This window comes from Rhodococcus sp. BH4, from assembly GCF_002079265.1.
Taxonomy (GTDB): Bacteria; Actinomycetota; Actinomycetes; order Mycobacteriales; family Mycobacteriaceae; genus Rhodococcus_F; species Rhodococcus_F qingshengii.
Window position 1 is genome coordinate 2,366,057 of record NZ_CP014941.1, and the last position, 22,369, is coordinate 2,388,425.

Consider the following 22,369-nt stretch of genomic DNA (forward strand, 5'->3'; position numbering starts at 1 on the left):
TGCAGCCGTTCTGAGATGCAGCCGTTCTGAGAGTTAGAACAGGGTGGGGGCGCTCACGTCGTTGCGTGCTTGGGCCAATCGCGCACTCCACCTTTTCACCAACCACATCTCGACGATCTCGGGTTGGGTGCCGGCGGCATAGGCCCAGCTGTCGAGAAGTTCGCAGTACCGGCGGTAGCGACGCGTCGTGAAGCCGGTGACGGAAGGATCCTCGAGCCAGCCCTCGTGGATGAGCGTCGAGACTCCGTACTGGTCGATCATCTGAGCGCGTCGGCCTTCGTCCTGTACGCCCACTGCCCACATGAAAGCGGCCATCAGCGATACCCCGACACCGGGGGTGAGTGGCCACCCGGACCAGGTGTCGCGCCGGACGACGGGCATCGACTTGTTTTTCGAGCAGTGATCGAGAATGGCTGTGATCTGGGTCAGCGGATCCTCGTCCTCGCGGTGATGGGGATTGAAGACGTTGGGGAACCGCCGTGTGAACCGTCGGCTCTCGTGCGAGCCCTGCCAGGCCGCGCAGAGAAACAGTAGTCCGAGGCCGTCGTGCTGGGCGACAACGAGATCGCTCGACGGGCGAAGGTCGTTGCGTTGAACGATGACTCGGCCTTCGGTGATCACTTTGCCGTCGAGATCACGCCCGCGCAGGCTGATGGTGTGGCCGGCGTCCTTCAGGTGGGCGTTCCACCAATCCAGGTCGACGGTGGCTTCGTCGTCGAGGACGTGCAGTGGAAAGGTGCGGGAGCGGCACCACTCGACCAATGCGTCCGGCGGTTCGAATCCTTCGTCGACACGATTCATGGCGCGATGATCCCACGAGTCGCCGACAGTAATTCGTGCGACGCGCAGTCCACCGGGATGGAACCGGACACTCGCGGTACGCTCCGCTCATGAAATTCGCGTCCTCGCAGGTGCGGTCGGCGCTGTGGACGGTAGCCATCGCTTTGGCGGCCACGAGTCTGAGCGGATGTATCGGTGCCGTCGATCGGATGGATTTCGACAATCAGATGCGCGAACGTGGCGGTGGGATGACGTCGGAGTTGGTGCGAGGCGGGTTCGACAGCCTCGCACATAGATACGGCGTCGACGCGGTATCGGTGACCAGCATCGACATCAGCCCGATCGAGACGCTCGGAGTCACCGTTCGAGACCCCGGGAAGCCGACCCAGCTCGACAGATTCTCTTTCGACGGAGTCATTCTCGGCGAGCCGAGCCCCGTGCAAGTCAGTGTCACCGACGATCTCGATGCACGATCGTTCACGCTGGATCAAGTGCCGGCATTGACGAACCTCGAGAAGTTGGTCGACGACGCGCTGGAGAACAGCGGTGTCGACGACGGCGAAGTCACCGGGATCTCGGTCAGTCGCACCGAGGCGATTCGCGCATCCGTGATGGTGGAATCTCCACGCTCGCGGGCGCTGGTGGTCTTCGAGCCTGACGGAACTCCCTTCCTGGTGCACCCGCTGTGAGCCGCCGTATCGCTCCGTTGCTGATCTCCGTAGTGGTGATCGTGGTCGTGGGAATCTTTGCTGCACTACTGTCTTCGGTGATCTGGCCAGGACAGGTCGCTCATTTGGCGCCGATTTTCTGTGAAGCTCCCACATCGAGCGCGATGGTCGTCTCGGATACCTTTTCCGACGGCGACGGTACGTCCACCAATTTCACGCTGTACTGCGTCGGATCGCGCGGTCAGACCGTTGATGCCGGGTGGCTGCTGCCGTTCTTGGTGCTGTGGGGCGTGTATTCGCTGGTGCTTGCGACAGTGGTCGGCGTGGTCGGGGTCAACCGGCGTAGGCGCCCAAACGACTGACCCGATCAGCGTGGGAGGACAACCACTTCGGCGACGGCATCGTCTTCCGCGTGTGGCGGAACGAGTGCAAACGCGGAGCGCCCGATCAACCCCGCCAGGTGTGCGGTACGTACAGACGGTTCGGCGCGCCAGCGACCGTCGGCGGATTGTGTGACCGGCAGTAGGCGTACCGCATCGGAAGTCACCGCAGCGGCGTTCTCGATGATGCCGAGCAGTCGCGGTGGTGTGTCGCTTCCCGTCAAGGCGGCCACGACGGTGGGCAGCATCGTCAACAGGGTGGTCACTGCGGCGTACGGGTTGCCGGGGAGGCCGAGAACCACCCGACCACTGGGCAGGACAGCCGTTATCTGAGATCCGCCCGGGCGCGAGGCGACTCGCCCGACAATCGTGCGAGCGCCGAGTCGATCGAGCGCACTGCGCATTTCGTCGGCAGCGCCGCCGCCCGTGGCACCAATGACAACAAGCAGGTCCTGTTCAGTCGCATCCGCCAGTACACGCTCGAAACTGTCGGCCGTGTCCCTCAGGTGCGAATCCGCCACGCACCGTACGCCGTTGCTTTCCAGTAGGTAGGGGAGAATCCCACCGACGGAGTCGCGGGTCTGACCTTCACGCAGTGGACCGGTCCGCCGGATCTCGTCGCCGGTGACTATCACGCGTGCCCGTACCGGACCACGGACGAGGGCGTCGAACACTTCACCGCTGGCAGCTGCGGAGACCACCGCCGGAGTCACCGCGGTACCAGTCGGGGCGATCGTGAATCCGGTGGTCCAATCTTCCCCTCGTGGTCGAGCGTCGTTGCGGTGCGGCGCATCCGGCAGTCTCCGTACCATCCGAGATGGCTCGTCGACGGACAGATACTCGTCACGAATCACCGAGGTGGCGCCGAGGGGCAGGTGTGCTCCCGTGGCAATGCGAATCGCTTCGCCTTCACCGAGTTCGAGTTGCCCGTCGGCGCCCGCGATACGGATCTCGGTGCGGATTCGCCAGGGACCCTCGCCGGAGACGGCGTACCCGTCCATCGCCGAGACATCGGATCGAGGAAGATCACCCAGGGCGACGAGAGGCTGCGCGAGCGTTGCTCCGAGACTGTCGGCGAGGGCGGCCCGGTGTGGTGACAATGCTGTCAGTGAGTTCCTGACGGCGGCGCGGGCTTGCTCGATCGTCAGGCGCGGATGGTTTCGCGCGCGGTCGATGTCCGCCGGTGTGTCGCAGTCAGTGGTACCAGTGACACGCAGCGTCGAGAACGGTTCGGTGACAATCGCTTTCATAGGTTGATTCTCCAACCCCGAACTCTCCCGCAATGTGGACAGGCGTTGCCGGAGCTCGCGAAATGTCCACGCGGAGAGCAGGAATTGGGTTCGGTTGTTCTCGTCCACGGCACACGTCACCGGACTGTCCGTCGACGTGGCAGCTATCAAAGCGTCGACTGATACGGCCTCGATGTGCGGCAGATCGGACGCCAGGACCACCACCACGGCGTCGTCGGGTAACCGGGTCGCAGACAATCCGGCCCAGATCGCCTCGACAGGGCCGGCTCCGGCCGGAGTTTCCTGAGTTTGAGTGATGCCAGGATCAAGTTCAGGGCGATGTGGACCGACCACGACGACGGCGTCCAGATGCGCCGTCGCTGAAAGCGCGATGTCGAGGAGCCTGCGGCCGTGAACGAGCAGGCCGGGTTTGTCGACACCACCCATTCGGGTCCCGCGACCACCCGCCAGAATGAGGGCGGCTGTCGGCGGCGTGACGGTCATACCTCCATGCTGCCCCATCGCCCGCGTCACGACGACCGGTGACACGTGAATCAGAAGTGATACCGAGCTTTCTTCAGGTCGATCCGACCGTCCTTGATCGGCACGCCTTCGAGTTCGAGCTTGGCGATCTGACGATGAGCCAGGTGCGCCGACGGTTTGCCGGAGGCGCCGAGAACCCGATGCCACGGCAGGTCGGCAGAGTCCGTTCGCATGATCCAACCGACCGTGCGAGCACTGGAAAGTCCTGCAGCATCAGCGATATCGCCGTACGTCGCCACGAAACCGGCCGGAATCGACGCGATGAGGCGCCGTACCTCTTCGATCTGCTCTTCGGTGGTGGCTGCCATGTCGGTTCCTTCAGAGCATGCTGCGAACGAGGGCGGCGACTTCGTCGGCCCGCACGTGCGGGACCATGTGGTCACAGTCGAATTCGACACCGGTCAGATTTTCACCGAGGTGCTCGGTGAGCGCTGCCCGGAACTCGTCGGTGACGTACGGCGGTTGGACCTTCATCGCCTGAACCAGCACGGTTGGCATCGACGACGGAGGCAGCACGATCGGGCGAGCGAGTTCGCCCCACCCGGTCACGATCGCGGGTGTGGACAGGCGCCAGTTGACGCGTCCGTTGCCCAGTTCGATCAGGTGTTCAGCCATCTCGACGTCGAGGTCCTGGGTGGGAACCTCACCCCACGAGCCGTGAATCTTCTCGGAGTAGGCCTCTGCCGCATCGGTGTAATCCGGTGAGCCGATTGTGAGTTCGGCCACTTCCTGCATGAAAGTCGGATCCAACCCGATCGCCGGGTCGAGCAGGACGAGCCCACGAATGCGTTCCGGTGCGGTGGCCGCGAGGTGCAGCGCCAGCATTCCGCCGAAAGAATGCGCGACGATCACCACCGGTCCGGTGGCATGTTCGTCGAGCGTCTCCAGCAGGCTCGCCACGTGGGATTCGATGTTCCACGGAGGAGCCCAGGTGGAACGCCCGTGACCGCGTAGATCCGGCGAGATCCAGCGCGCTTCGGGCAGTTGGTTCTCGGCCATCGACTGCCAACGTCGGCCGTGACCGGTCAGACCGTGCAGCGAAAGGATCTCCGGTGCCCCGACGGGTCCGTAGAGATACGTATGGAGTGCAGGCACGAGGTCAATCATGCCGGAAGCAGGCGATGTGTGAGTTGTCGGTGCGCTCTGGTGGAATGCCTGGGTGAGTGAGACGGCAACACGCAGCAAGGTCACCATCCCGCGGGCGCGGTTGGTGCACCGAACTGCGCCGTCTCCGATACCCCGAACATGGGACGAAGGGACGGCCCGGCTGTTCGCGCCGCCGTCCGAGGATCCTTTCCAACTCGCGTTCGGCCCTGTTTCATTCGGCTCGGGGGCCGCCTGGAGTCCCTGGCAGGTACTCGGCAGCCCCGGAACGGGCAAGACGTCCCTTCTCGTGGATCTGGCAGTGCAGAAGATCTCCGGTGGCGAAGATCCTGAATCGGTCCTGGTGCTCACCCAGTCGCGCCGGGCAGCGACGCAGGTCCGCGAGCAGATCACGGCCGGGTTGCTCGGGTACGAACAAGAACGCGGACCGCAGGCAACTCGTGAGCCGTTGGTCCGCACCGTTCACTCGTACGCCTTTGCCGTACTCCGGCTTCAAGCCGCAGCGCACGGCAACGCGCCGCCACGCCTGATCACCGGCGCCGAGCAGGACTCGGTGCTCCGAGAGATGTTGCGCGGCGACATAGAAGACGGTGCGCTCCGGTGGCCGGAGCGCCTGCGACCCGCATTGGGTTTGAACGGCTTTGCCGTCGAACTTCGAGATCTGATGCTGCGAGCGAACGAGCGCGGACTCGGTCCCGAAGATCTGGTCAAGCTCGGCAAGAAGCGTGGCCGTCCGGAGTGGGTGGCGGCCGGGCGGTTCGCCGAGGCCTACGAGCAAGGCGTGCTGCTACGCGGCAGTGTCGGTGTCGAGGCTCCGGAGGCGACGGCGCCGGCACTCGACGCGGCCGAGTTGATCGGTGCGGCATTGACCGCGTTCGCCACCGATCCCGAATTGCTTCGCTCCGAGCGCGCTCGGATCCGGCACCTACTCGTCGACGACGCACAACATCTGGATCCGCAGGCGGCGCAACTGGTTCGGCTGATCGGAACCGCAACTGCGGGCACGGTCATCGCCGGTGATCCCGATCAGTCGGTCTTCGGGTTCCGCGGTGCGGATTCGGCGTTCCTACTCGGACTCGCCGAGCGCGGAGACGAGCGCCAGATCGTCCTGCCCACCACGTTTCGCAACAACGCCGACGTCGCGTCGATCGCGGCGAAGATCGCTGCGCGGCTGCCCGGCAACCTCGCTCATCGCATCGCGGTTCCATCCGATCTCACCGATGAGGACCCGGGGCGGGCGTCGGTGCGGGTTCTCGGTACGACGGCCAAAGAAGCGGCAGTCGTCGCAGATACCTTGCGCCGGGCGCATCTGCTGGACGGGATTGCTTGGTCCGACATGGCCGTCATCGTTCGGTCGGTCCCGCGCACTCTCGCCCCTCTCCGGCGAGCCCTGCTCGCGGCCGGGGTACCCGTCACGACCGCTGCCACCGAATTGCCGCTGGCCAGGCAACACGGAGTGTCCGGCCTGCTGCTGGTCCTTCGGGCGCTCGGCGGCGATCAGTTCACCGGCGACGACGCGCTTGCCCTGATGGCCGGTCCCATCGGCGGCGCCGAGCCGGTCACCCTGCGCCGGTTGCGTCGTGGCCTGCGCCGGGTCGAGTTGGCATCGGGAAGTGATCGGGACTCCTCGGAGTTGTTGCGGCTCATTCTGATCGACGAGAATCGTGCGCAGTCCAAGCGCCTCATGGGCAAGTTGACAGACGTCGAAGCTGCGGCACTCAATCGCGTGCTGTCGGTCCTTCGCAAGGCCCGAGTGCCTCTCGAGCGAGGTCTCGGGGTCGAAGAAGTTCTGTGGGCAGCATGGCAGGCGACGGGGCTGGAACGACGCTGGGCGGCTGCGTCGGCGCGCGGCGGACCTATCGGCTCACAGGCCGATCGAGACCTCGACGCAGTCGTCGCACTTTTCGACGCGGCCGCCAACTACGTCGACCGGTTGCCGCGTTCGCAACTCGCCGGTTTCGTCGACTACTTGACCAGCCAGGAGATACCGACCGACTCGCGGAGCCGATCGGTCATCACTCCCGACGCCGTCACCGTGGTCAGCGCTCACGCCGCGGCGGGTCGCGAATGGGCGGTCGTGGCGGTGGCGGGTGTGCAGGAGGGGCTCTGGCCGAGTTTGCGGGCACGCGGATCGCTACTGCGTACCGAAGCGCTGATCGACCTGGTCAACGGAGTCTCCGACGGCAGTGACTCGGCTGCCGAACGACTCTCGCGAACCGCACCGCTTCTGGCCGAAGAACGCAGGTTGTTCCTGGTTGCCTGTAGCCGTGCTCGTCGCCGTCTGCTGATCACCGCAGTCGAATCGGCTTCGGGGGACACCGACTTGGTGCCTTCGCGGTTCGTGGACGAATTGATCCGTGGTGACGCGTACTCGGACGATCCGTCCTCCGATCTCGACGTCGTTGCACCCGAGACCGGGGATACCCGGGTTCTGTCGCTGCCTGCACTGGTCGCACAGCTTCGCAGCGTCGTGTGTGATCCCGACATCGCGCATTTCGACCCCGAGAAGCATTCCCGGGCCGCTCGCCAGTTGGCACGTCTGGCTGCTGCCGGGGTACGCGGCGCGCACCCGGATCAGTGGTACGGCACAGCCGAGCCGAGTACCGCTGCTCCCATGTGGCAGCCCGAGGACGGACCGGTTTCACTATCGCCGTCCACCATCGAGCTTCTCGAAACATGCCCTCTTCGATGGGTGTTCGAGCGTCATGGCGGCAGCGACGGAGACAACACTCATGCGATCGCCGGTACGCTGGTCCATACCTTGGTGCAGGCATTGGCCGGCCGGATTCCACCGGATCAAGTCGAGAAGGCACTCGAAAATGCCTGGGAATCCATCGATCTGGGATCGCAGTGGTACTCGCGCCGCGAACTCAATCGAACTCGGGAGATGCTGGCGACGTTCACCGCCTGGATGAACGCAACTCGCGGCGAACTGACTGAAGTCGGCGTCGAGGTCGCGGTCGAGGGGGTCCTCGAACCACGTGAGGAGGGAGCGCCTGCGGTCAAGCTTCGTGGCCGGATCGACCGGCTCGAGCGCGACACCGAAGGCCGTCCGGTGGTTGTCGACGTCAAGACTGCGCGAAACCCTGTCAGCAACGAGGCCGCGCAATCTCACGCGCAGTTGGCGGCGTACCAGGTCGCAGCGGCCGAAGGTGCGATTGCCGGCGAACCGGCCACACAACCCGGCGGTGCACGCCTGGTATTCGTGGCCAAGTCCAACAAGAAAGACGGTGCGGCGCAGCGAGTTCAGCCGCCGCTGACGGCCGAAGCCGTCGAGATGTGGCGAGACGTCATCCACAACGCAGCGGCAGCGACCCAAGGGCCGCAGTATCTGGCCAGGGTCAACGACGGATGTAGACATTGCCCGGTGCGCTCGAGTTGCCCGGCACACGACGAGGGACGACAGGTGAGTAACTAAGTGGCTGCCGCGACGCAGAAGGCACGCCGACCGAAGATCGATCCTGTCGACCTGGCGGTCGCGCTCGGTCAACACCCGCCGACGCCGGAACAGGCGGCAGTCATCGCCGCACCGCTCGGTCCGACATTGGTCGTCGCCGGTGCCGGTGCCGGTAAGACCGAGACGATGGCTGCTCGCGTCGTGTGGCTGGTGGCCAACGGCTTCGTCGATCCCGAGGCCGTTCTCGGATTGACCTTCACGCGCAAAGCGGCACAACAGCTCACGTCGCGAATCCGCAAGCGCTTGGCGCGACTGGCGGGTTCGGACGTTTTGCGGGCACTCGACCCGACCGGCGGAGTGCGTTCCCGGATTCTGGCCGGGGAACCCGAAGTCAGTACCTACCATGCTTACGCGGGACGGTTGCTGTCCGAGCACGGACTGCTGTTGCCGATCGAACCCTCGGCGACGCTGTTGTCCGAGACCGAACTGTGGCAGGTTGCGCACCGCGTCGTGAGCGGCTGGGACAGTGATCTGGACACCGACAAGAATCCGGGGTCCATCACCGAAACCGTTCTGGCCCTTGCCGGTCAGTTGGCGGAGCACCTGGTCGACCCCGAGCAGTTGCTCGAGGCTCACACCGAGTTGGACAAGCTGATTCACACTCTGCCCGCCGGTCCGAAACAGCGGGGTGGGCCGAGCAAAGAGCTGTTGAATTACCTTGATGTGCAACACAAACGCATCGAGCTACTGCCCCTCGTTGCCCGGCTGGGTGAGACGCTGCGGCGTGAAGGCGCATTGGATTTCGGCAGCCAGATGTCGCTGTCGGCCCGTGTCGCCTCCGAACATCCCGAGGTCGGGCAAACCGAGCGTGAGCGCTTTCGGGTAGTTCTTCTCGACGAGTACCAGGACACCGGTCACGCTCAGCGAGTGTTGTTGTCCTCGTTGTTCGGCGGGGGAGCCGACGGCCGGTTGGCGCTGACAGCCGTCGGCGATCCGATGCAGTCGATCTACGGTTGGCGAGGCGCGTCGGCGGCCAACCTGCCACGGTTTGCAACCGACTTCCCGCTTGCCAACGGAAAGCCGGCTCCGACGCTCGAACTGCTCACCAGTTGGCGTAACCCGCCGGAGGCTCTCGAACTGGCAAACCTGTCGTCGGCACCGTTGCGCCGACGCGGTGTGGCCGTCAGCACACTTCGTGCGCGGCCGGGAGCCGTCGCCGGAGACGTTCGACTGGCGCTGCTCGGAGACGTCGAACAGGAACGTCAGTGGGTTGCGGAGAAGATCGCCGAAGAATACGAGGCGGCACGTGCCGAAGACCGCCCGACGCCCACGGCAGCGGTGTTGATCCGCCGCAACGCCGATGCTGCCCCGCTGGCCGAGGCTTTGCGGTCCAAAGGTCTGCCAGTCGAAGTGGTCGGACTCGGTGGGCTCCTGCACACACCCGAGGTGGCGGACGTGATCGCCATGCTCCGAGTGGTCGCCGATCCGCTGGCGGGCAGCGCCGCCGTTCGGCTGCTCACCGGAGCGAGATGGCAGATCGGCGCGAAGGACCTCGCCGCACTCTCGCAACGCTCCCGCGAACTTGCCATCTCCGCCGGATACGGAACAGCGGGTGCGGTCACCGACGCCGAGGCGCTCACCTCGGCAGTTCAGGACGCGCTGCCGGGGGAGAACGCCGAGCAAGCAGGATTGGTCGATTCGATCTCCGATCCAGGACCGGCAGAACGTTATTCAGCTCTCGGGTACACACGCATCAACGCGATAGCGGCAGAGTTGGCGTCGTTGCGCGAACGTATCGGCCAGCCGCTCACCGAACTGGTGGCGGAGGTCGAGCGGGTGCTCGGTATCGGAATCGAGGCAGGCGCGCGAACCCGAGTCGGTGTCGTCGGGACCGCGGGCCGCGAGCATCTCGACGCATTTGCCGACGTCGTCGCCAATTACGCGACGCGTCCAACAGCCAATCTGCCCGGGATGCTCGCATTCTTCGCGGCCGCCGAACAGATCGAAAAGGGCCTCACTCCGGGCGAAGTGGAGGTGGCGCCGGATCGCGTGCAGATCTTGACCGTGCACTCGGCGAAGGGGCTCGAATGGGAAGTAGTGGCGATCCCGCATGTCAGCGACGGGGTGTTCCCCTCGTCCACCGCGTCCGGATCGTGGCTCGGGGCGCTCGCCGAACTGCCACCGTCGTTGCGTGGTGACCGGGCGGTCGACGCGGATTCGGCCGACGGAGTTCCGGTGCTCGACCTCGAGGAGCTCTACAACCGCAAGGACCTCGAGAACGCGATCACGGCGCACAAGAAGGCCTTGTCCAACCGCCGACTGGACGAGGACCGGCGACTGTTCTACGTCGCGCTGACCAGAACCGAACGGGCGCTGTTCATCTCAGCGCATCACTGGGCGGAATCCGGTTCGGAACCGAAGGGGCCTTCGGAGTTCCTGGACGAGCTGCATCAGATGGTCACGGCCGAAAACGATGCCGGTGAAGAAGACTCACGCGGTGCGATCGGCGTCGTGGAGGAATGGGCGCCTGCACCGGAACCCGACACCGAGAACCCGTTGGCCTCCACACCCCGTACGGCGCAGTGGCCGCCGGATCCGCTGGGTGCGCGGCGCGGCGCGGTCGAGGCCGGAGCCGCAAGCGTCCTGTCCGCACTTGCATCGCTGCCGCAAGACAGCCAAGAGGCGGAAGAACCGGAGGACGATCCGGAGAACTGGGCCTCGGACGTCGACGTGCTCTTGGCCGAGCGCGAAGCCCGGGCAAACGCGCGTGCCGAAGTGATTCTCCCGGCGCAGCTTTCGGTGACTCAGCTCGTCGACCTCAAGGCAGATCCGGATGAACTCGCGGCACGGCTGCGTAGACCACTGCCGTACCCACCGAACCCGCTCGCTCGGCGCGGCACGGCTTTTCACGCCTGGATCGAGCGAAGGTTCGGTGCGACCCGACTGTTGGATCTCGACGAACTACCCGGCGCCGCGGATACCGGCGCGGGTCCCGAGACCGATCTGGTGAAACTTCAGGATGCGTTCCTGCGGTCCCCGTGGGCCAATCGCAGCCCGATCGAAGTGGAAGTTCCTTTCGAAACATCCATTGCCGGAACGGTTTTACGGGGTCGCATCGACGCTGTGTTCGCCGATCCCGACGGCGGATGGACGGTGATCGACTGGAAGACCGGTGCCGAACCGTCGGCCGCCAACGAGGACGCTGTTGTGATGCAGTTGGCCGCGTATCGGGTGGCCTGGGCCGAATTGATGTCAGCCAGAGCCCGTTCGGCGGGGCGCAACGAACAGTTTCCGGCCGACAAGGTCCGGGCGGCGTTTCACTACGTTCGATCGGGTCGCACCATCGCACCCGAGAACCTGCCGGACGGTGAGGCTCTCGCTCGCCTCATCCGAACGGCAGGCGCGCAAGATTAGCTTGCGTTTCGACGAGCCTTGAGTGCTTCGGTCACCAGCGGAACCTGCAGGGGAAGACGTGCGATCGAACCGATCTTCTGCGGTGTGGACGTCTTCGGGCTTCGGCACCAGTCGATCGCCATCTGGATGTTGGCGGGGAACACGGCAACAAAGAGCGCGGCGGCAAGACCCGCGCCGAGCTTGCGGGTCTTCGGCACGGCCAAGGCAGCGCCGATCGCCAGTTCCGCGACGCCGGACACCTGGGTGTAGGTGCGGGCCTGTCCGGGAAGTTGGCGGGGAACGGTGCTGTCGAAGAAGGAAGGCGCCACGAAATGCATGGTGCCGGCGCCGAGAAGGAGGGCCGACAAACGAAGAGCGGCCGCTTGGCTGGGAGTGGACGTCGAACCGGTGAAAGGCATTTGCCCAGCCTGCCTCACGGTGGACCTTCTTGCCACTACCGGCGCCACGACCCGCGCGCTATTCGGCGCCCGAGTTCCGAAGTCGATCTTCGAGGGTTACGCTGCCTGCCGATGTCCGTGTAGGTATTTCGTAAGTTCGAGTGAGAGAGTCGATGTATGGCCGGTAAGCTCCGGGCGCGTTTGACCAGGTCGGAAGCATTGACCGATCAGCCTGACTTCGCCCTTGTCGGGGTGCTGCGCATTCCCCAGCTACAGACAAGTCCGGCGCGGGCCATCTACAAGCGAGTTCTCATCGCGTTGGGTGCTCTCGGCGCCGCCGTGTTGATCGTGTACATCGATCGTGCGGGATACCGGGACGCACAGGACAACGAGCTGTCGCTGCTCGACTGCATTTACTATGCGACGGTTTCGCTCTCGACCACCGGCTACGGCGATATCACTCCGTTCACGCCGTCGGCGCGCCTGGTCAACGTCCTGTTGATCACGCCACTTCGGATCTTCTTCTTGATCGTGTTGGTCGGAACCACACTTTCAGCTCTGACCGAGAGTTCGCGTCAGGCGTTCAAAATTCAGCGTTGGAGGCAGCACGTGCGTAATCACACCGTCGTCGTCGGATACGGGACCAAGGGGCGGACGGCAATCGAAGCAATGCTCGGTGACGGTGTACCGGCGTCGGAGATCGTGGTCGTGGACACCGATCAGACCGTCCTCGATTCGGCGGCGAGCAAAGGCCTGGTGACGGTATTCGGTTCGGCGACGAAATCGGACGTACTTCGGTTGGCAGGTGCGCAGAATGCGTCGTCGATCATCGTGGCAACCAACCGTGACGACACCGCAGTGCTCGTGACGCTGACAGCCCGCGAAATCGCGCCGAAAGCCAAGATCGCCGCAGCCATCCGTGAAGCCGACAACGCGCATCTTCTGCGTCAGTCCGGCGCAGACTCCGTCGTCGTGTCCTCGGAGACGGCGGGTCGACTCCTCGGCATCGCGACCACGACGCCGACCGTCGTGGAGATGATCGAAGACCTGCTGACTCCGGAGGCCGGATTCGCGATTGCCGAGCGTGCCGTCGAGCGCGACGAGGTCGGCGGCTCTCCGCGTCATCTCTCCGACATCGTGCTCGGGGTCGTTCGCGACGGCCGTCTGGTTCGCGTCGGTTCGCCCGAGGTGGACGCCGTCGAGGAGAACGATCGACTGCTCTACATTCGCCGCGTCACGAACTGAGTGTTACCGAGCTTCGTGCGCGCAGTAATGTCGTGAGCGTGAACGACTTCCAGCTGACCGAAACACCTCTGCTCTCACGCTCGAGCGTCGGCCGCGCCGAGGAATTGCGGTCTGACGCCGCTGCACTGACGACGGGTTGGGCGGACGCACTGCTCCTCCGTGTGAATTCACGGGGTCAGGTCAAGGTGTCGCCGGAAGGTCAATTGGTCTTCGCCGAGGCAACCGAGTTGGGGCCCGAACCGGTGCGCGGCGCGGTGTTCCTGGGAATTCGGGAGAATCGCCACGTCTGGGCGGTGCGGGTGTCGCTGCTGGCGGGCACTTTGTCTGAATTGCGGATGCTCGGCGGAACACTCGACGACGCGGACGCCGGCTTGTTGACCGGTGCGGTCGCGATTCTCAACTGGCACGACAGTGCCGGATTCAGCGCTATCGACGGCGCACCGAGTGAACCCACGATGTCCGGCTGGTCACGCATTTCCACGTCCACCGGCCACGAGGAGTTTCCCCGAACGGATCCGGCGGTCATCTGCCTGGTGCACGACGGCGGCGATCGAGTTCTACTCGCGCGTCAGCCGACCTGGCCGCAGCGCCGTTTCTCGATTCTCGCGGGATTCGTCGAGGCCGGGGAGTCACTCGAAACGTGTGTTGTCCGCGAGATCAAGGAAGAAGTCGGTATCGACGTGCACAGCGTTCGATACCTCGGGAGCCAGCCCTGGCCGTTCCCTCGCTCGGTGATGTTGGGCTTCGCCGCAATCGGCGACCCCGCCGCTCCGCTGCTGTTCGCGGACGGCGAGATCGCCGAGGGCACCTGGTTCACGAAGGACGAGGTGCGCGCCGCTCTCGAACTCGGCGACTGGGGTTCGGAAGCGGACGCGCCACTGCTGCTGCCCGGGTCGATCTCCATCGCTCGCGGAATGCTCGAGAGCTGGGTCAAGTAGCAGCCGGAGGAGGTCTACAGACCCAGAGCCTGCTTGACCTGGTTGAGCGACGGGTTGGTCGCAACGCTGCCGTCGCCGTACTTCACGGTCGGAACGACGTGATTGCCACCGTTGACGCTGCCGACGAAATCGGCTGCTGCCGGATCGTTCTCGATGTCGATCTCGGTGTACTCGATCCCCGACGCGTTGAGCTGCGTCTTGAGGCGACGGCAGTAGCCGCACCACGTGGTCGAGTAGATGGTCAGGGCAGGCGCATTTTCGGTAGAAGTCACGGCCGATATAACACCACGACCGAGAGCGTTGTTCCGTATCGGCCCGTGTTCTCTTGCCCACATACCGTCGGGCGCGGCGAATGGAGTGTCGGAACGTCCTGCCATGATGGTCCCCATGCCTGCGGACACCGGACTGGATCCAGAACAATCGGCCGCCGTGCTCGCGCCACGCGGCCCGGTATGTGTCCTCGCGGGCGCTGGAACAGGCAAAACCCGCACCATCACGCGCCGGATCGCTCATCTGGTTGCCGACGGTCACGTGTCGGCCGGTCAGGTGCTTGCCGTGACGTTCACCGCTCGTGCGGCCGGGGAAATGCGTGGACGTCTCCGTGAGCTGGGCGTCGGCGGGAGTGGGCCGCAGGTGCAGGCTCGAACTTTTCACGCTGCTGCTCTCCGTCAACTGAAGTACTTCTGGCCGCAGGTTGTCGGCGACACGCCGTGGCGTCTGCTGGACCGAAAGTTCGCGGTTGTCAGCAGTGCCGCAGCCCGGGTGGGATTGTCCACCAGCACGGAAAGCGTCCGCGACCTCGCCAGTGAAATCGAGTGGTCGAAGGCGTCGCTGATCGCGCCGGAGGATTACCCACGCGCGATCGCCAAGATTCGCCGTGAGGCACCGGTCGATGCCACCAAGGTGGCCCAGGTGTATGCCGCATACGAAGAGCTGAAAGCACGCGGCCAGGACGGCATGCTGCTTGATTTCGACGATCTCCTACTGCACACGGCGGCAGCTCTCGAAGAGCATTCGACAGTCGCCGACGAGTTCCGCGAGCGGTATCGCTGCTTCGTCGTGGACGAGTATCAGGACGTCACCCCACTTCAGCAGCGTGTGCTCGACGCCTGGCTGGGCGACCGAGACGATCTGACCGTGGTGGGCGATGCGAATCAGACCATCTACTCCTTCACCGGAGCCACCCCCAACTATCTGTTGGACTTCTCCCGGAAATTCCCCGAAGCGACCGTCGTTCGGCTCGAACGGGATTACCGCTCCACCCCTGAGGTCGTGTCGTTGGCGAACCGCGTGATCGGTGCCGCGCGCGGGCGGATCGCCGGGACGCGTCTGCAGCTGATCGGGCAACGCGCTCCGGGGCCTGAGCCGGAGTTCATGGAGTTCGACGACGAGCCGGCCGAAGCACTCGGCGTTGCGCGGGCGATCAAACGGCTGATCGCGGCAGGCACCCCTGCGGCCGAGATCGCTGTTCTGTACCGGATCAATGCTCAGTCGGAGGCGCACGAGCAGGCCCTGACGAAGCTGGGCATTCCGTTCCAGGTGCGCGGTGGAGAGGGCTTCTTCACTCGCACCGAGGTACGTCAGGCGGTGGCAGCGCTGCGTCAGGCTGCTGGACGCGACGACCTCCCCGAAGGTGCAGACAACGGCGAAGCGCTGGTCTCACTCGTCCGCGCTGTGCTCGCGCCGCTCGGCCTGACCAACGACGAGCCTTCGGGTACTCAGGCACGCGAGCGCTGGGCGTCGCTCTCGGCTCTCGTGGCGCTCACCGAAGAACAACTTGTCCACGAACCTGAACTGACGCTCACCGGGCTTCTACAGGAGCTCACGGCCCGAGCCGAGGCGCGGCACCCACCGACCGTGCAAGGTGTGACGCTGGCCTCCCTCCACGCGGCCAAGGGGCTCGAATGGGATGCGGTGTTCCTGGTCGGCCTCAACGACGGCACCCTGCCTATCCAACACGTTCTCGGCGACGCCAATTCGGGCGCCGACGACGTCGCGGTGGAGGAGGAGCGTCGGCTTCTCTACGTGGGGGTTACTCGCGCTCGCGAGCATCTGCAGCTGTCGTGGGCATTGGCCCGCAATGAGGGTGGACGCAAGTCCCGTCGCCGGTCGAGGTTCCTCAACGGGCTCATCCCCGAGGACTCGCCGGCTTCGCGCGTCGCCGCGCCGTCGTCGGGGAACAAGAAGCGTCCGCGCTGCCGCGTCTGCGGGAAACCGTTGATCGGGACGTCGGCGACCATGCTCGGGCGCTGCGAAAAATGCCCGTCCAATGTCGACCTGGAATTGCTCGAGCACCTCAAGGCCTGGCGTCTGGACAAGTCCAGAGAACTCAAAGTTCCGGCCTATGTCGTCTTCAGTGACAACACACTGATGGCTATTGCCGAACAACGACCACAAGATAATCGTGGACTGGTTTCGATCCCTGGAATCGGTCCGAAGAAACTCGACAACTTCGGGGAAGACGTACTAGCTGTCATTCGCGGTGAACTGCGAGCGGCAACACTCGATATCTGACAACACATCCGAATCGACAACGGTGAGTTACATAACCGCAGGTCAAAAATAGGTTGTGCAGATTCGGCAGATTCTCTACTCTGGTTTTCAGTGTTACGGGGCAACCTGTGCGCAGAAACTATCCGGACCGACACGAAATGGAGGTGGCAAAAAAATGACGAACTTGATCTCTTACGAAGCGTGCGCAAGCGCAAAGTTCGCTGTTGCCGCCCCCATGCTGCCGCGTGCAGCGGGATGGGCGCAGCATGCGCTCCGCCTGCGCCCTCAAGCAGCAGCAAAGAAAGCAGCTGTCGAGTCCGTGTTCTTAAGCCATCGAGGTATTTCTCGGTAGGACACATCCGTTCACTTACGGCCACGGACCCGCAGCCCCTGCGGACCGTGGCCTTTGTGTTGGATAGCCCTCTTCATCTGGTTTCCGACTCGGCTCAGGTTCGCACCCATCGAACCCATATCGTGCGACACAGTTTCGCATCCGAGCACTAGGAGACCGAGTTGTCTGCCCAGACAATCCGCGTGGAATCCGAAAACTCCACCACTGCAGTAACTTCCACCGACGTCACTTCGGCTGCAGTCACGTTCATCGAGGTCGCGTCCACCCGCCGCGACCTGCCGTGCCGGGCATCCAACCCCGATCTCTGGTTCGCCGAAGCTCCGGCCGAACTCGAGCAGGCCAAGGCACTGTGCGCGCAGTGCCCCATCCGTTCCCGTTGTCTCAGTGCGGCTCTCGACCGCGCCGAGCCATGGGGGGTGTGGGGCGGCGAGATCCTCGATCAGGGGGCCGTCATAGCGCGCAAGAGACCGAGAGGGCGCCCACGCAAGCAACTTGTGTGCGCGTGAGAGCCCTATTCGGCGGAGCCGGTGTCTTAGTCGGCGGAGCCGGTGTCATCCAGAACCGGCTCCGCGAACCCTGGCAACCAACGAGTCAGGATTTCCATGTACGGGGCATATGCGTCCAACTGGGCGCATATGCCGACCGAACCGAGAAGAACACGGAAGATCATCAAATACTCGGCCGGAAGGTTGAGTGCACGGGCCGTTCGGAACTGCGCACTGTTGAAGTCAGTGGCGGTTCCGGCGGCCTTTTGCAGCCATGCCCGAGTGAAGTGAAATGACTCGGTCTGGATCGGGTCGGTGAAGGGTCGCAGGTAATCCGCGATCTCCTTGTCGGTCACCGTGCGTCCGGGGATCACGAAACCGTTGGCGCGCAACAACTCCGTCAACTCGTCGAATTGTTCCTCGACAGCCAAGCGCACCATCGTGCCGAGAACCCGTGGCAGTCCGTTCGGGAACGGCGCAGCAGCACCGAAGTCGATGACGCCGAGTCGGCCGTCCTCGAGAAGCATGAAATTGCCGGGGTGCGGGTCACAGTGGAGCAATCCGACACGGGCCGGAGACGCGAAGTGGAATTCGGCGAGTAGTGCACCGGCCGCATTGCGCTGCTCCGGCGTTCCACTCTCGATGATTCTGGTCAACGGGGTTGCCGTCATCCATTCGGTCACGACCACTTTCGGCGCGCTCGCCACGACGTGCGGGATCACGAATTGGGGATCTCCGTCGAACTCTTTGGCAAAAGCTCGCTGATTGTTCGCCTCGATCCGATAGTCGAGTTCTTCCTCCGTGCGCGCGGTGAACTCCTCGATCACGGGCCGTACGTCGACACCGGGCATGACCGAACCGAAGAGACCGGCAAATCTGCCCAGGGTCTTGAGATCGGCGCGTAGAGCTTCGTCGGCGCCGGGGTACTGAACTTTCACGGCTACGTCGCGGCCGTCCGCCCAGACGGCTCGGTGAACCTGCCCGATGCTTGCCGACGCGGTCGGTTCATCGTCGAACGACTGGAATCGGTCGCGCCACTTGGTTCCGAGTTGCTGGTCGAGCATCTTGTGTACTTGCTTGGTCGGCAGCGGCGGGGCGGCGGCCTGGAGCTTGTTCAGCGACTCGCGGTATGGCTCGGCGAATTCCTCCGGAATTGCCGCCTCCATGACGCTGAGCGCTTGGCCCAGCTTCATCGCGCCGCCCTTGAGTTCGCCCAGCACCGCGAACAGTTGCTCGGCCGCCTTCGCGCTCAACTGCGCGTCGATCTCGCCTTTGTCGCCGCCGGCGAGCTTGCGTCCGAAGCCCATGGCGGCGCGACCGGCCATCCCCAGGGGGATGCTCGCGAGTTTGGCAGTACGGGCAGAACTCTTGCGTGGGATCTCGGACACCACACCATCATGTCTGACTGGGGCGTCCTTTGCCCGAAACAGGTGCCAGGTATTGGCAACTGCAGGATATTTGCCGAGGCCAGCGCCTGGTTGTGATCCGATACGGACGGAGCGCGATCTCGAGCGTCGACGACAGACTCGCCGCATGCGTCGCCGCTGTCTCCGATAATGCGGAGTCGATCTCGGCCAGGGCCAGCGCGACACTTGCATGGATCATCGCCGATTCCGCGTGGCCGGCGCTGCCGAGTAGCTGCGCGGACAGATGAAGCCAATGAGGGTCGAGTTCGGATCGGAGGATGTCGGCGCACCGCAGGCAACTCGACTGACCAGGCAGGACAAGAGGACCGACCACACCGTTGCCGTCGCGGATGCGGACGGAAAGGTGGGGGAATCCACAGCGAACGAGATCGCTGACCAGACGAGGATCAGTCACGACGTCGTCGCTCAGGACCACCAGTTGTTCGTTCCACGTGCGCACGACGTCGGTGTTGCGATACCCGCGCGAGCGACGCGTGCTGACCCCGCCGGTGACGAGTGCGCGCTCGATGGCGTCAGAGAGCGGACCGACACCGTGAATCCGGACCGTCGCGGTGCTTCTGCGGGCAGTGTGGACGAAACCGGAATCGGCGAGTTGCTCGAGCAATTCCTCCGTCACGGATGTGGGAATCCCGCGCCTCGACGCTTCCCAGAGGATGTTTGCGCGGGATCTCGAGCCGTCCATTTTGCGCAGGATCGACTTCACCGCGCGATCGTCGACCCCGACAGGCAGAGTCAGCAGGATGGCACGTCCGGGGGTCCATCCCAGCTGCAGTCGACCGTCCGGGCGCGACAGAACAGCGATCCGCGGGTCCCATCGGGGTCCCGCGGATCGCTGTGAAGTGCTGTCTTGTCTGGTGTCGTCGTGTGTGTGACCGGTCATCATTCGATGCTGGCACGACGGGCCCTCGGCGAGTCCACGTCAGCGGCAGTTATCCACAGGCAGTCATCGCGGCTGATCTGCGAAAATGTGTCGAGAAGAGATTACTTCTCTTCGTCGTCCTCGCGGGTCTTGTCCATCGCTTCCTCGGCCGCACGCTCTTTTGCCACTACGGCTTCGAGCTGGGCTATCGGGTCGTCGAAATTACCGGCTTCGCCGGCGCCGAGGACACGGGCGACAAATCCGTCCGGTGCGTCGAGATCGCTCGAATCGGGCATCAGGTCGGGATGCGACCAGACGCCGTCGCGAACGTCCATACCGGCTTCCGCAGTGAGCTTCTGCCACAACCCGGCCGCTTCGCGGACCTTGCGAGGACGAAGTTCTAGTCCGACCAGCGTCGCAAAGGTCTGTTCGGCGGGGCCGCCGGTAGCGCGGCGACGCCGCAACGTCTCACTCATCGCGGCAACACCAGGCAGTCGCTCGCCGAGTGCGGCGGTGACGACCGTCTCCACCCAACCCTCGACCAGCGCAAGCAGAGTCTCGAGACGTTCGAGAGCGGCTTTCTGCTCCGGTGTGTTCTGCGGCTCGAACGTGCCCTGCTGCATCAGCGCTTCGAGCTTGCTCGGATCGGTGAGAGCGGATGGATCGAGGTCCTTGGCGAATTCTTCCATCGCCGAGAAGTCCATGGTGATTCCGCGGGCGTATTCCTCCACTGTCGCGAGAACACGCTGGCGCAGCCACGGAACGTGACTGTAAAGACGCTGATGAGCGGCTTCCCGCGCGGCGAGGAACACCAGAACTTCCTGATGCGGCTGTTCGAGACCCTCACTGAAAGCCTGAACCGCAGCCGGGAGAAGGGCCGCGGTGCCTTCGGGGCCGAGGGGCAGGCCGATGTCAGTGGAGGAGAGCACCTCGGTGGACAGTTGGCCGAGTGCCTGGCCCAATTGCGAGCCGAACGCGAGTCCGCCCATCTGCCCGAGCATGCCCAGCATCGGGCCAGCCATCTGCTGTGCTTCGGCCGGAAGTCCTTGGACCCACATGCCCGCTACCTTCTCGGCCACCGGATCACAGAGTCGCTTCCACGTGTCGATCGTGTTGTCGAGCCAGTCGTTCGGAGTCCACGCAAGAGTGCGGCTCGCTCCGGCAGGGAGCGTTGTCGCGGCGTCCAGCCACATCTCGGCCAGGTGCGCGGCGTCGGCGATCGCCTTGACGTTGCCCTCGGTGATCGGTGTGACCGATCCGATCTGTTGGCGTGCCAGCTTCTTGGCGATGTCGTAGTTGACCGGGCCGGACGTACCGCCCTGGCCCATCGACGAGCCCATTCCGCTCAGCATCTGCCCGAACTGGGTGAGCATCTGGCCGAGCTGAGCCGGATCGAATCCCTCACCGCCCGCGCCGAACCCGAACGGCATGTCACCACCCCCGAACGGATTGCCACCCGCCGCGTTCTTGTCGCGATCGGGATCGTCGTCGGAGTTGGAGAAGCCGAACGGCATATTGCTCATACCTCAACGGTACAAGGCTCGAGCGGTCGGAGTCGCCCTCCGAGTCACGCTGACGGCGAACACGCACGGCGCTCAGGCGGTGCGATCGGTGCTCCGGAGCCTTCGCGCTTTACTCTGGATCAGGTGAATCGACGGATAGTGACGCTCTTGGCCGCACTCGCACCCATCGTCGTGTTGGGAGTCGTCGGAACAATGGTCACTGTTCCTTATGTCGCACTCGGTCCGGGCCCCACCTTCAACACGCTCGGCGACGTCGACGGTAAGCCCGTCGTCGACATCCAAGGGACCGAGGTCGATCCCACCGACGGCAACCTCAACATGACAACGGTGTCGGTTCGCGACGGCCTCAACATCTTCGAAGCGTTCGGACTGTGGGCGAGTGGCAGCAACGGACTCGTCCCTCGCTCGGAGATCTATCCACCCGAGAAGTCGAAGGAAGAGATTCAGCAGGCCAACACCGCCGACTTCCAGCAGTCCGAGGACAGTGCCGAGTTGGCGGCACTGCACTTTCTCGGCAAGCCGGTGTCACTGACTGTTTCGAAGGTGACCCCGGACGGTCCCGCTGCGGGTGCCCTGCAAGAAGGCGACGTCCTGGTCAAGATCGGCGACACTCCGGTAACCACCATCACCGGCGTTCAGGACACGGTCGGTGCGATCGCGCCCGGCACCGCGATCGACGTCACCGTCCTACGTGAGGGTGTGGAGACCGTGGTGCCGGTCACCGTCGGGGCGCGGCCCAACAAGCCCGAATCGGGTTACCTCGGCGTCACACCCAACGAGGTCCCGGACGTTCCCTTCACCGTGCAGTTCAATCTCGCCGACATCGGCGGTCCTTCTGCCGGACTGATGTTCACACTGGCCTTGGTCGACAAGCTGACTCCGGGGGAGCTCAACGGTGGAAAGTTCGTGGCCGGAACGGGCACCATCGACTCCGACGGCGAGGTCGGTCCGATCGGCGGCATCAGGTACAAGTTGATCGCCGCGTCCGAAGCCGGTGCTGAGACCTTCCTCGTGCCGGCCCAGAACTGTGACGAGGCGAAACAGAATGCGCCGGACGGGCTTCGACTCGTCAAGGTCGACAACCTGCCCGGCGCAGTGGACTCACTCGAGAGCCTCAACACGGGCGGCGACGCACCCCGCTGCTGAAGGCTGCCT

At 64.4% G+C, this 22,369-nt stretch carries 18 protein-coding genes; 9 read left to right on the forward strand and 9 right to left on the reverse strand.

The window, feature by feature from the left end; genetic code table 11:
- Window positions 1-33: 33 nt before the first annotated feature.
- On the reverse strand, window positions 34-801 hold the full coding sequence (locus tag A0W34_RS10995) for an 8-oxoguanine DNA glycosylase OGG fold protein (protein WP_081557673.1): 768 nt from the start codon (window positions 799-801) through the stop codon (window positions 34-36).
- Window positions 802-890: 89 nt separating this feature from the next.
- Here A0W34_RS10995 and A0W34_RS11000 point away from each other — a divergent pair, with 89 nt between their 5' ends.
- Window positions 891-1,469, forward strand: a complete 579-nt coding sequence (locus A0W34_RS11000) for a hypothetical protein (RefSeq protein ID WP_042922177.1) — start codon at window positions 891-893, stop codon at window positions 1,467-1,469.
- Window positions 1,466-1,810 (forward strand): hypothetical protein, encoded by a 345-nt coding sequence (locus A0W34_RS11005; protein WP_081557674.1) that lies wholly within the window; start codon window positions 1,466-1,468, stop codon window positions 1,808-1,810. The genes A0W34_RS11000 and A0W34_RS11005 overlap by 4 nt, the downstream gene beginning before the upstream one ends.
- A gap of 5 nt (window positions 1,811-1,815) precedes the next feature.
- On the opposite strand, the gene A0W34_RS11010 is transcribed toward A0W34_RS11005, so the two are convergent.
- The 3 genes from A0W34_RS11010 to A0W34_RS11020 are packed head-to-tail and all read right to left on the reverse strand — an operon-like array spanning window position 1,816 to window position 4,707.
- On the reverse strand, window positions 1,816-3,561 hold the full coding sequence (locus tag A0W34_RS11010; RefSeq protein WP_058039128.1) for an NTP transferase domain-containing protein: 1,746 nt from the start codon (window positions 3,559-3,561) through the stop codon (window positions 1,816-1,818).
- A gap of 50 nt (window positions 3,562-3,611) precedes the next feature.
- Window positions 3,612-3,908 carry an MGMT family protein gene (locus A0W34_RS11015; RefSeq protein WP_003942322.1) on the reverse strand — a complete coding sequence of 99 codons (297 nt, stop codon included), beginning with the start codon at window positions 3,906-3,908 and terminating at the stop codon, window positions 3,612-3,614.
- 10 nt (window positions 3,909-3,918) lie between these two features.
- Window positions 3,919-4,707, reverse strand: a complete 789-nt coding sequence (locus A0W34_RS11020; protein ID WP_064688954.1) for an alpha/beta hydrolase — start codon at window positions 4,705-4,707, stop codon at window positions 3,919-3,921.
- Between the two features lie 52 nt (window positions 4,708-4,759).
- Between A0W34_RS11020 and A0W34_RS11025 the strand changes: the two genes are divergently transcribed.
- Window positions 4,760-8,122: an ATP-dependent helicase gene (locus A0W34_RS11025; protein ID WP_081557675.1), complete on the forward strand. Its 3,363-nt coding sequence runs from the start codon at window positions 4,760-4,762 to the stop codon at window positions 8,120-8,122.
- Entirely contained in the window at window positions 8,123-11,515 is a 3,393-nt protein-coding gene (locus A0W34_RS11030; protein ID WP_064688956.1) for an ATP-dependent helicase, read from the forward strand.
- Here A0W34_RS11030 and A0W34_RS11035 read toward each other — a convergent pair.
- Window positions 11,512-11,913, reverse strand: a complete 402-nt coding sequence (locus A0W34_RS11035) for a DoxX family protein (protein WP_003942341.1) — start codon at window positions 11,911-11,913, stop codon at window positions 11,512-11,514. The two genes, A0W34_RS11030 and A0W34_RS11035, sit on opposite strands and share 4 nt — an antisense overlap.
- Before the next feature lie 156 nt (window positions 11,914-12,069).
- Here A0W34_RS11035 and A0W34_RS11040 point away from each other — a divergent pair, with 156 nt between their 5' ends.
- Both A0W34_RS11040 and nudC read left to right on the forward strand, forming a co-directional pair.
- Window positions 12,070-13,137: a potassium channel family protein gene (locus A0W34_RS11040; RefSeq protein WP_003942296.1), complete on the forward strand. Its 1,068-nt coding sequence runs from the start codon at window positions 12,070-12,072 to the stop codon at window positions 13,135-13,137.
- A gap of 38 nt (window positions 13,138-13,175) precedes the next feature.
- The gene (nudC, locus tag A0W34_RS11045; RefSeq protein ID WP_007731249.1) at window positions 13,176-14,075 is read left to right on the forward strand and encodes an NAD(+) diphosphatase; all 900 of its coding nucleotides are present in this window, start codon (window positions 13,176-13,178) and stop codon (window positions 14,073-14,075) included.
- Between the two features lie 14 nt (window positions 14,076-14,089).
- On the opposite strand, the gene A0W34_RS11050 is transcribed toward nudC, so the two are convergent.
- Window positions 14,090-14,347 carry a mycoredoxin gene (locus A0W34_RS11050; protein WP_003942350.1) on the reverse strand — a complete coding sequence of 86 codons (258 nt, stop codon included), beginning with the start codon at window positions 14,345-14,347 and terminating at the stop codon, window positions 14,090-14,092.
- Window positions 14,348-14,450: 103 nt separating this feature from the next.
- Between A0W34_RS11050 and A0W34_RS11055 the strand changes: the two genes are divergently transcribed.
- Both A0W34_RS11055 and A0W34_RS11060 read left to right on the forward strand, forming a co-directional pair.
- Window positions 14,451-16,589 (forward strand): ATP-dependent DNA helicase UvrD2, encoded by a 2,139-nt coding sequence (locus tag A0W34_RS11055; RefSeq protein ID WP_081557676.1) that lies wholly within the window; start codon window positions 14,451-14,453, stop codon window positions 16,587-16,589.
- 513 nt (window positions 16,590-17,102) lie between these two features.
- Window positions 17,103-17,426 carry a WhiB family transcriptional regulator gene (locus tag A0W34_RS11060; protein ID WP_003942321.1) on the forward strand — a complete coding sequence of 108 codons (324 nt, stop codon included), beginning with the start codon at window positions 17,103-17,105 and terminating at the stop codon, window positions 17,424-17,426.
- A 26-nt stretch (window positions 17,427-17,452) separates the two neighbouring features.
- Here A0W34_RS11060 and A0W34_RS11065 read toward each other — a convergent pair whose 3' ends face one another.
- From A0W34_RS11065 to A0W34_RS11075, 3 genes are all read right to left on the reverse strand, one after another.
- Entirely contained in the window at window positions 17,453-18,796 is a 1,344-nt protein-coding gene (locus tag A0W34_RS11065; RefSeq protein ID WP_172403528.1) for an ABC1 kinase family protein, read from the reverse strand.
- A gap of 4 nt (window positions 18,797-18,800) precedes the next feature.
- Window positions 18,801-19,715, reverse strand: a complete 915-nt coding sequence (locus A0W34_RS11070) for a hypothetical protein (protein ID WP_081557677.1) — start codon at window positions 19,713-19,715, stop codon at window positions 18,801-18,803.
- A gap of 98 nt (window positions 19,716-19,813) precedes the next feature.
- Window positions 19,814-21,214, reverse strand: coding sequence for a zinc-dependent metalloprotease (locus A0W34_RS11075; protein WP_003942352.1), 1,401 nt, complete (start codon window positions 21,212-21,214; stop codon window positions 19,814-19,816).
- A 123-nt stretch (window positions 21,215-21,337) separates the two neighbouring features.
- Between A0W34_RS11075 and A0W34_RS11080 the strand changes: the two genes are divergently transcribed.
- Window positions 21,338-22,360, forward strand: a complete 1,023-nt coding sequence (locus tag A0W34_RS11080) for a YlbL family protein (protein ID WP_058226487.1) — start codon at window positions 21,338-21,340, stop codon at window positions 22,358-22,360.
- Window positions 22,361-22,369 lie beyond the last annotated feature (9 nt).